The sequence below is a fragment of the Grimontia marina genome, assembly GCF_900060185.1.
In the GTDB taxonomy this organism is placed as follows: Bacteria; Pseudomonadota; Gammaproteobacteria; order Enterobacterales; family Vibrionaceae; genus Enterovibrio; species Enterovibrio marinus.
On the sequence record NZ_FIZY01000156.1, the window covers coordinates 1 to 1,382 of the forward strand.

Genomic DNA, 1,382 nt, shown 5'->3' on the forward strand with positions numbered 1-1,382 from the left:
TAACCATCAGGGACTCAATGACCTTACTCCTGATGAAGCCTACTTCGGCAGGCAAAGATACGCAGCATGAGCGGGATCAAACACTTAAAAAATTAGCTTGTGTGTCCAACCAATGGGGTCCACTTCTCTTGTGTGAAAAAATGGCAGGTATGATTACACCCAAACAACCTGAAGATACCGGATTCTGCTAGTTTGACTGGCGTCGTGATAACGGCGTCAATCAACTCGCTCGAAGAGAGGGCAGCTTTAGGTCGTTTGGGCATATATAGGTGATTTTTCTGTCATTATTTTTTGGTTGTTATGAATGAATTATTTTATTAACAATAAATGATTTTTTTCATCAAGTTAGCATGTGAATTCCATCTGTTTTTAATTGAGAGCATCTAATCTCACATATATAATCCCGCATCTTTTTTGGCCCTGCACCGAGAACAAACTCATTAACATGTGGAAACTGCCTTCTTTGAGGCCTTACTACGACAACTATGTCCGTGACATCTCGATCGTTTTTCTGCTTTTGCTACCTTTAACCATTTGTAATGCGATTTCGATTTTTGTTGGCCACTTTTTAAACCTTGCGGCATTACCAGATACTGCGCAAAAGTTTTTCTATTTTTCAAATCTTCTAATTGGTATTTATCCAACAGCACTATGCATTATTACAACTTATTATTTGTCAACAAAGCACAACGTCAACCCAATGGTTGTCGTACCTTATTCCTTGGTGATGTTTATCGCGGTTTCGTTATCTAACGGTCTGGTGGCGAGTAACGGCTTGCCTAACAAAGAAGTGGACCCCATTGGTTGGACACACAAGCTAATTTTTTAAGTGTTTGATCCCGCTCATGCTGCGTATCTTTGCCTGCCGAAGTAGGCTTCATCAGGAGTAAGGTCATTGAGTCCCTGATGGTTACGCTCTTCGTTATAGAACACCATGTAGTGGCCGATTTCAAGTTCAGCTTCTCGGGGGGTGGTATAGGCTTTTAAGTAAACCTCCTCATATTTCAAGCTACGCCATAATCGCTCGATGAACACGTTGTCGACCCAGCGTCCTTTCCCATCCATGCTTATCCGTACATCATGGTCGATTAATCTCTGAGTAAACTCAGCGCTAGTAAACTGGCTGCCTTGATCTGAATTGAAGATATCGGGCGGCCCGTAGTGTTGCAGTGCGTCTTCGAGAGCCTCAATGCAAAAGCTTGTATCCATCGTATTCGACAAGCGCCAAGCCAGTACTTTGCGGCTATACCAGTCGATAATGGCCACCAGATACAGGAACCCCTTCGCCATGGGGATGTACGTGATGTCAATCGCCCAAGCTTGGTTTGGATAAGTGACATCGATATCACGCAGCAGGTAGGGATAAACCTTGTGTGCTTTGT

Annotated in this window: 3 protein-coding genes; 2 read left to right on the forward strand and 1 reads right to left on the reverse strand. The window is 43.3% G+C overall.

Translation table 11 applies throughout. The annotated features are described in order from the left end of the window. Positions 1-191, forward strand: a 191-nt coding sequence (locus GMA8713_RS28360) for a hypothetical protein (protein WP_062715504.1), incomplete at its 5' end; no start/stop codon positions are given. Positions 192-445: 254 nt separating this feature from the next. Next, positions 446-829 (forward strand): hypothetical protein, encoded by a 384-nt coding sequence (locus GMA8713_RS25660; protein ID WP_062715506.1) that lies wholly within the window; start codon positions 446-448, stop codon positions 827-829. Between the two features lie 14 nt (positions 830-843). Here GMA8713_RS25660 and GMA8713_RS25665 read toward each other — a convergent pair. After that, a partial coding sequence (locus tag GMA8713_RS25665; protein ID WP_062705098.1) for an IS3 family transposase occupies positions 844-1,382 on the reverse strand: 539 nt, incomplete at its 5' end.